We start from the raw sequence: 8,933 nt of genomic DNA, 5'->3' as shown, positions 1-8,933 counted from the left end.
GGTGGTCGAATTCTTCGATGTGGTCACTTTCGCCGCTGGTGGTGACGATCGTGCTGCACCCGGGGACTGCGCAGATCGGGTCGATCTGCCGCAGCAACTCCTGCATCGACCGACTCACCTGATACGTCTTCGCCGCCCGGGGCAGGAAACTGCCGTCCACGGGATCGGTCAGCACCCGGTGGAACACCGGGGCGTTCACCACGAGATCCCGGGCCATGGCGGGCGGGATCGGATGCGCCCCATCCACCTCACCGGGCGCATCCGACTGACCGAGCAGCGTCATCACGGGCACGGTGACGTTGATGCGGAACCCCGACTCCGGCACCTCAATACCCTCGGTCCCGAACGCGGTCCGGGTCAGGATCGCGTAACGCAGCGCCGCGAGACTCATAGGCCTGCCGGTTTCGGCGACAGTACCGAACACGTCAAACGGGACCGCGGCGGGGTCAAGCGAATGGGCGGCGTCGGCGAAGGAACGGGCGTCGTCATGGTCGGCCTGAGCAGTGGAGTCGCCCGCGAGCGGCCCCAGGTCGAACGGGAGTGTCGAGAGATCAATCGACCCCGCCGTGCCGTCGCCACAACCGGTTCTTTCGCCGCGTGCCGCGGCCAGTGCCTGGCGCTGCGCCATCTGGACGGCCCTCGCGGCGGCGTCGAGTCGGTGGCCGAGCGCGGTGATCTCCGGGACCGGGCCGGTGACCTGCAGGCACGCGGTGCCGTCCATGTCTGGGGAGGGGAACACCTCGACATTGCGCTGCTGGGTGGGATGCTCCTGCTGCAGTCCAGCACCGAACCACGCGATGAGCATGCGCAGCTCGCGGTAGAAGCGGTTCACGTCGATCCCTGCGAGGTCCCACTCCGCGACCACATCATCAACCTGACGACGCTGCTCAGGCTCGAGTCGGCGCGTGGAGCGGATCAACCACTCAAACCACTCCACCGGCAACACACCACCCGCGACGAGATCCAGGCACAGGGGCAGGTCACGGGTGGCCTGCACAGCATCACGCAGCTTCCCCTCCGCGCGCCCCACCTTGGAGCGCAGCCCCGCTGCGGCGATCAAGCAGTTCACGGCCAGTTCATCCGCCTCACCGGGATGGTCGTCATCCACGGTCCACAGCAGCGCCAGGTCACGGAGCTCTTCGGCGTAGAGGGTGCCGGCGAGGCGACGGCGTTCCTGCACCCGGACCATGAGCTGGGCTTCATCACAGTCCGCCTCCGAGCCGGAGCGCACCGCGGCCATCGCGGGCGTGGTGGCGCCGCGCCCGCGAATGATCCTGCGCGGAGGGCCAGCGGGAGTGGCCGCCGCATCCTTCCCGCGCCCACCCGTACGCGGGGCGCGCGACGCGCCCTCGCCGCGGCTCACCGGCCGCGAACCAGCTCTGCCCGGCTGTACATCATCGAGTCCCATCACGCACCCCCTTTCCGGCGCCACATCGAACCTTTCCGAACACTTCCATGATCCCACTCAAACCCCACCCACGGAAGGCCTCGCAGCAAATGTGGATGAATTTGTGGATAAACCCCCGCTGTGGAGGAAAGGTCGCAATGCCCCTCCACATCTAACAGCAAATCCATCGCTGCGCACAGGCCGCCATCCACAGCCGTATCCACAGGTGGACGCCTTACCCACACCCCGCAGCTCGTCTGTCAGGGCCATGTGATATTGGGGCTGGACGACGCCCACCTCGCCCCACCGTGAGGACCTGCCTGGTTCCTCTGTAGCATTTCGCCACCGCCCTTCCGGACGATATTGGCATTCCGTACGCGCCCCGCTGACGTTATTCGCCCACCCTTCAGCGCCATCCCCCGAAGAACATGGCTCGATACGGCTCAGGATCGGCCCTGTCGGCCCGCCCATCAGTGGCATGCCCGCCCTTCGCTGGGTCCCACAGCGCTACACCATGCCCACCAATAGGCACCGTTGGTCAGTACCCCCGGCCGCACCAACCCCTGCCCCACCGCTAGGCCCTATGTCCCCATGCCGACGCCGTAGTACCCGATATGCCGACTTCACGAGCCCGATGCTGCCCGACCCCCGGGACGCCACGTCACCAGCCTCGACGTCACCAGCCCCGACGGCATCAGCCCGACCTCACCAGCCGAACATCACCGGCCCGGCGCGACCTCAGTCATCGTCATCGTCGTCATCATCGTCATCGTCGTCGTCATCATCGTCATCATCGTCGTCGTCATCGCACTCGAGCTCGCCGTCGTCCCATTCGCAGACGCCGGACGGTCGCGGCGGCGTGCTCCTGCCACCGCCAGAGCCACCGGTTGAACCACTCCCCCCGGATCCGCCTGAACCGCCGGAGCCACCCGATCCCCCGGACCCGGTATCGCCGCCGGAGCCGCCGTTCCCGCCGGTGCTCGGCCGCGGTGCGGGCTCCGGAGTCGGCTCCGGCGCCGGCTTGGTCTTCACCGGCGCCACTGCAGAGCCAGGGCCGCCCCCCTGATCAGGCTGTTCAGTGACCGTCGGACGGGGCAGTGCGACCGGGTCCGCCTCCGTTCCCGGCAGCGGCCCGCGTGCATCCACCCCAGGCCCCCCAGCCCCAGAACCGTCCCCAGTGCGGTCATCCCCCGCAGCCCCGCGCGCCTCCCCCGCACCGCCGGCATCCGACGGGTCGCCCACCGTGATGCCGGGCCGCGCCGTCGGAGCCTCCTCGATCTCGGGCAGCACAGCCAGCGCCACCGCCGCGAACGCGACAGCCACGATGATCCCCAGTGTGCGCAGTGCCTTCATGCGGCCCATGGTCACCGGGCGCGGTGAGGGGGCGGTGAAGGGATCATGAGAGAGCTCTCATGAAAGAGCCGACGGGGCCGGGCAGCCGCAACACCAGCGGAGCCGACGGGGCCGGGCAGCGGCAACACCAGCGGGGCCGACGGGGCCGGGCAGCCGCACGGCATCCAGCCCCGCCCTCACGCCCCCGGGTCCACCATCTTGTACCCCGCGCCCCGCACGGTGACCAGGCACTTCGCCCCGAGCTTGCCGCGCAGGTACCCCACGTACACGTCCACCACATTCGAGGCGCCGTCGTAGTCGTAGCCCCACACCTTGGACAGCAGCAGGTCGCGGGTGAGGACCTGGTTGGGGTTCTCGAGGAACACGCGCGCCATGGTGAATTCGCGCGAGGACAGCTCGACGGACCGCTCCTGGCCGCCCACCTCGCAGCGGGCCACGCGGGTGCGCAGGTCCAGGGCGAGATCGCCCAGCTCGAGCACGTCGGCGCTGACCGTCCCGGCACCGGCGGTGGCTTCGCGGGCCCGCAGCTTCACGCGGGCCAGCAGCTCCTCGAAGCGGAAGGGCTTGGCGATGTAGTCGTTCGCACCGCCCTCGAGGCCCTGCACGGTGTCCTCAACGCCGGTGCGCGCGGTGACCATGAGGATCGGGATCTGCACGTCCATGCCACGCAGGGCGCGCAGCACCTGGAAGCCGTCCATGCGCGGCAGACCCACATCCAGGATCAGCAGGTCGAAGTCACCGCTCGAGGCGAGGTCCAGGGCGGAGATGCCGTCCTCGACGATCGTGGGTGCATAGCCGTTGGCCTTCAGGCCGCGTTCCATGAACCGCGCGATCCGCGCCTCGTCCTCGGCGATCAGGATCCTCATGCCCCGTCCTCTCCGTTTCTCCTCGCCGGCAGGTCAGCAGCCACTATTCCACCGGCCGTCCGTGCCTGATCAGTATCGCCCGACGCACCCCCGTCGGCCCCTTGTCCCCCGTCCACGTGCTGCGGGAACGCGATCGTGAACGTGGAGCCCTTGTCCGGGGCGGAGAGCAGCCGTACCACGCCGCCGTGCCCTTCGGCGATCGCGAGCACGATCGGCAGGCCCAGCCCGGAGCCGTTGCCGCGGGAGTCATCTACCCGGGCGAAACGCTCGAAGATGCGGCGCTGATCCTCCGGGGCGATACCCACGCCCTCGTCCTGCACGGTCACGTGGATCTCGGGGCCGTCGGCACCCAGTACCCGGTCCGCGCTGAAGCGGATGGTGGAGCCCTCATCGCTGTAGCGCACGGCGTTGGCGGCCAGCTGCACGACAGCCTGGGTGAGGCGCTGCTCATCGGCATCGGCCACGACGTCGGCGGCGCGCTCGAACACCCAGTTGCGCTCGGCGATATGCGAGATGCGGGCGAAGGCGGAGCGTGCGAAGGCGACCAGGTCGAGCGGAGCGCGGCGCACGAAGTCGGGGCGGGCGGAGGCGGCGAGCTCCGAGAGATCCCCTACCACGCGGCCCATCCGGTCCAGCTCCTCCATCGCAATGTCATGGGATTCGCGCACGTCCGACGGGTCATCGGCATCCGTCATCTCGAGGGTCCCGCGCACGATGGTCAGCGGCGTGCGCAGCTCATGGCCGACGTCGCTCATGAAGCGCCGCTGCTCGGCGACGCCGCCCTGGATCCGCCCCAGCATGTGGTTGAAGTTGCGGGCCAGCGCCGAGATGTCATCGCCGCCGCCGGGGACGGGGACGCGGTATTCGAGGTCGGCGACGGTGATCTGCCCGGTGGCGGCGCGCAGATCCTGCAGGGGGCGCAGCAGGCGGCCGATCACGACGTACCCCACCCAGCCGGCGACCAGCAGGGTCGCCAGCGACAGGCCGGTGAACACGCCGACGCTCTGCCACAGGTCACGGCGCTGGGTGCCGATGTCGGAGGCGACGACGAACACGCCCTCGGAGTCATCCCCGGCGACCGTCACGGAGGCGACGAGCATCTGCAGCTGCCGGCCATGCGCCTCCATCTCGACGATCCGGGAGCGGCCGGGCCGATGCTCGGCGAGGATCGCATCCTTGACCCGCAGCGATTCGGCGGAATCATCGGGCAGCAGCGCAAAGTCCTGGACGCGTGGCTGGTAGCGCTTCTCACCGTCGACGAAGGTGATCACCGATTCATTGTCCGAGGGGGCGGCGGAATCCGTGGCGGCCAGCAGCAGAGAGTCGACGGTCTCGTGCCCAGAATCGCCATCGGGACCGCGATCACCGGCAATGAGCTCCAGCTCGCTGTACTCCTGCCACAGCTCGGCCTCCACCCGATGGTCCAGGGCCCGGAACTGGGCGGCATAGGTCAGCAGACCGGTGATCGCCAGACCCGCCGCCATGAAGGCGAGCATCACCGTGAGCACCCGGGTGCGGACCGTGCGGGAGCGCGGCCAGATCCGCTCACGCAGGCTCGGCCGGTCACGCGCGCTCAGCGCCGGGGCAGGGGTGGGCATGGCCCGATGGTAGGCGAGACCATTTGGATGACCGTGGGGTCAGGGCCGACGTCGGCGCTCGCGCAGCATCCCCACGATCCCGCCGCGATCCTTGAGGGACCGACGCCGACGGCCCGTGCCGGTGGTCGCGGTCGTGGTCGGGTCAGGCTCGCGCGCGGGTCCGTCCCCGGGCTCCGCCTCGCGCCGCTCTTCCTGCTCGCGCTCCGCGCGTGCCTCACGGCCCCGCGCCTCACGTGCTTCACGGTCCCGCGCCTCGCGCTTCTCCCGCAGCTCCTCCTGCCGGGCCTCCTCCCGCAGGCGGCGCCGCTCCCCCGGGCCCTCGGTGATCCGGTACAGCACCGGCACGATGACCAGGGTCAGCAGAGTCGAGGTGATCAGACCGCCGATCACCACCACTGCGAGGGGCTGGGCGATGAAGCCCGCGTTGCCGGTCAGGCCCAGCGCCATGGGGATCAGCGCGAAGATCGTCGCCGCCGCGGTCATGAGGATCGGCCGTAGACGCTTCGCCGCCCCCACGTGGATCGCCTCATCCAGGGCCATGCCGGCGCGTCGGTACTGGTTCACCAGGTCGATCAGCACGATCGCATTGGTCACCACGATGCCCACCAGCATCAGCAGGCCGATCATCGACGGCAGGCCCAGCGGCACTCCGGTCAGCGCCAGCAGACCCAGCGAGCCGGTGGCCGCGAACGGGATCGAGACCAGCAGCACGAGCGGCTGGATCAGCGACTTGAAGATCCACACCAGCAGCACATACGTCAGCAGCACCGCGGCAACCATGGCGATGCCCAGCTGGCCGAAGGTCTCGTTGATATCCGCGGCGGTGCCGCCGAGCGTGGCCTCCACGCCCTCCGGCAGCTCCGCCTCATCGATCGCGGCGAGCGCCGCATCGCTCGCAATGCCGACGTCCTCCCCCGCGGGGATCAGCGAAACGGTCACCGTCTCGAGCGAGTCGCGCGTGGAGATCGTCGGGCGGGACATCTCCTCGCTGACCTCGGCGACATCCGTCAGCGGCAGACCCGGCATGAGGTCAAGCTCCCGCAGCTGCTCGAGGGTGTCGATGCTCTCGGTGCGCGTGATGTAGATCGACAGCTCCTGGTCATCCAGCGTCACGCTGCCCACGGCGCCGGGGAACATCGCGCGGGCCACGAGCCCCACCACCGCATCCTCGGTCAGACCCCGCGCGGCAGCAGCCTCCCGATCCACGGTGACCTGGGCGGTCGGCTTCTCGGCTGCGAGATCGGTGGAGACCTCCCGCACCCCCTCGGGCAGCGGATCCAGCTGCTCGAGCAGGGCGTCGCTCGCGGCCTGGCGGTCATCGGGGGTGGGGCCGGTGATGAGGATGTCCACCGAGCTGGAGCCCGTCGGCGAGGCGACATCGGCCGCTTCCACCTCCCCGGAGCCCTCGATCGCGCTGACCGCGGCGACCATCTCATCCTGCAGGGCCTGCTGATCCGCATCCGGATCCGTGGTGATCGAGTAGCTGACCTCCTCCGGTCCCCCGCCGAAACCGAACTGGCCGCCGCCGACGGTGGTCTGCACGGTCTGCACCCCGTCGATCTCCAGCAGCGCCTCCTCGCTCTCGGCGGCCTTCTCGGAGGACTGCTCGAGGCTCGTGCCGGCCGGGAGCGTCTGGGAGAGCGCGGCGATGTTCTGCCCCGTATCCCCCAGGAAGGAGATGTTCACCAGCGGCAGCAGGAACACGGTGCCCACCAGGATCGCGATCGACGCGCCGACGGTCAGCAGGCGTCGGGTGCGCGTGGCGAGGGTGGCGCGCAGGGTCGGCGCATACAGGCGATGCAGGAAGGACCGCTCCTCCTTCGCCTCCGACTCCCGGCGGATTTGGGCGACCTGCGCGGCGTCATCGGGGTCCAGGTCCTCATGGCCCTTGGGGACCTTCAGGAACCAGTAGGCCAGCACCGGCACGATCGTCAGCGCCACCAGCAGGGAGGACAGCATTGCGATGCCGACGGTCAGGGCGAAGGGGCGGAACAGCTCCCCCGCCATGCCGGAGACCACGGCGATGGGCAGGAACACGATGACGGTGGCGAGGGTGGAGGCGGTGATCGCGCCGGCCACCTCCCCGGTCGCGTCCAGGATCGCGCGCCGACGGGTCTTGCCGTACGCGAGGTGGCGCATGATGTTCTCGATCACGACGATGGAGTCATCCACCACACGGCCGATCGAGATGGTCAGCGCCGCCAGGGTCAGCATGTTCAGCGTGTAGCCGGTGACGTACATGCCGATGAACGCGATGAGCAGCGAGGTGGGGATCGAGATCGCGGTGACCACGGTGGGGCGCACGCGCCGCAGGAACAGCAGGATCACGCCGACGGCGAAGAGCAGACCCAGCAGGCCCTCCTCGGCGAGCGCGACGATGGACTCCTGGATGAAGGGCGCCTGGTCGAAGACCACATCGGACTCGGCGCCACCGCCCACGCCCGGGAGGGTGTCGGCGAGGGCCTGCTCAACCCCGTCGGACACATCCACGACGTTGCCGTCCACGGTGGCGGTCACGACCATGACGAGGGACTCGCGGCCGTTGGTGCGGGAGATCGAGGTCGGGTCCTGCGTGGTGCGCTCCACGGTCGCGATCTCGGAGAGCTCGACGGGCTCGGCGGGCTGCTCAGGCTCGGCGGGCTGCTCAGGCTCGCCCGGCTGTTCGGGGGCGCCGGGCTGGGCGTCGGCGCCGGGCTGGGCCTCCGCGCCAGGCTGCCCGTCGGCCCCCAGCTGGCCCTCGCCCTCCTGGCCCTGCTGCTCCTGGCCCGGCTGCTCGCCGCCGCCGTCGGCCGGCATCACCATGAGCCCCTCGAGGCTCTCGATGCTGTCGATCCGCTGGCCGAGCACCACATCCAGGGTGCGGTCATCGTCGGTCACGGTGCCGCCCGGCAGGGACAGGCCGTTCTCATCCAGGGCGGTGGCGATGTCGTCCTCGCTCAGGCCATGCTCGGCCAGGGCGTCCTCGTCGGGCGTGATGCGGACGATCTCCTCGGGGGCGCCCACCACCATCACCTGCGCCACCCCGTCCACGCGCTCCACCTCGCGCACCACGGATGCCTCGAGGCGCGTGGCCAGCTGCGCCGGCTCCAGATCGGAGGAGATCGACGTGACCACGGCCGGGATATCGGAGGTGCCGCCGGCCATGACCGTCGGCTCCGCCTCCTCCGGCAGCTGGTCCTCGATGCGCGTCAGCGCCGCATCGACCTGGTTCGAGGAGCGCGCCACATCGGTGCCGTAGGTGAGCTCGACCGTCACCATCGACAGCCCCGCCTGCGAGGTCGACGAGGTCCCCTCCACGTTCTCCAGGCCGCTGACCGCCTGCTCCACCGGCCGGGAGATCCGCTCGCGCACCTGCTCCGAGGACGAGCCCGGAGAGGTGGTGATCACCTGGATCTGCGGCAGCTGCACCGACGGGATCAGCTCCTGGCGCATCGTGGTCATGACCAGTGCGCCGATGATCGACACCGCGATGCACACCAGCGCGATGAAGGATCGGTTGTTCAGGCTGAGTGTGGCCAGGCGATTCACGCGAGCTCCTGCGAGATGACAAAGGGGCGCCGGGGCGACGACACAGCAGGCGCCCGGGACCGGATGGACGGGAGACCCAGAGGCCTCGCGGGAACCTTCTCACAGCGCCCTGAGCGTCCGGACCCGACGATGGTCGAGGCCGAGGTGGAGGCTGGGGTGGGGCCGGGGTGACGCCCATAGGCGAACCGGGGACAAACAGGG

General features: G+C 69.8%; 5 protein-coding genes. All 5 read right to left on the bottom strand.

All coding sequences use genetic code 11. From position 1 onward, the window contains the following. Positions 1-1,240: hypothetical protein (locus CJ197_RS13865; RefSeq protein ID WP_102237333.1), on the bottom strand; the 1,240-nt coding region annotated here is incomplete at its 3' end. Positions 1,241-2,125: 885 nt separating this feature from the next. Continuing rightward, positions 2,126-2,740, bottom strand: a complete 615-nt coding sequence (locus CJ197_RS15255; RefSeq protein ID WP_102237337.1) for a hypothetical protein — start codon at positions 2,738-2,740, stop codon at positions 2,126-2,128. 176 nt (positions 2,741-2,916) lie between these two features. After that, positions 2,917-3,606, bottom strand: a complete 690-nt coding sequence (locus CJ197_RS13855; RefSeq protein ID WP_102237332.1) for a response regulator transcription factor — start codon at positions 3,604-3,606, stop codon at positions 2,917-2,919. Then, positions 3,603-5,204, bottom strand: coding sequence for a cell wall metabolism sensor histidine kinase WalK (locus CJ197_RS13850; protein ID WP_102237331.1), 1,602 nt, complete (start codon positions 5,202-5,204; stop codon positions 3,603-3,605). The genes CJ197_RS13855 and CJ197_RS13850 overlap by 4 nt, the downstream gene beginning before the upstream one ends. 39 nt (positions 5,205-5,243) lie before the next feature. Then, on the bottom strand, positions 5,244-8,732 hold the full coding sequence (locus CJ197_RS13845; protein WP_102237330.1) for an efflux RND transporter permease subunit: 3,489 nt from the start codon (positions 8,730-8,732) through the stop codon (positions 5,244-5,246). Positions 8,733-8,933: the final 201 nt, after the last annotated feature.

Origin of the sequence: Brachybacterium sp. UMB0905 (assembly GCF_002871795.1) — a bacterium.
In the GTDB taxonomy this organism is placed as follows: domain Bacteria; phylum Actinomycetota; class Actinomycetes; order Actinomycetales; family Dermabacteraceae; genus Brachybacterium.
This window is presented reverse-complemented; position numbering and strand designations above follow the sequence as displayed.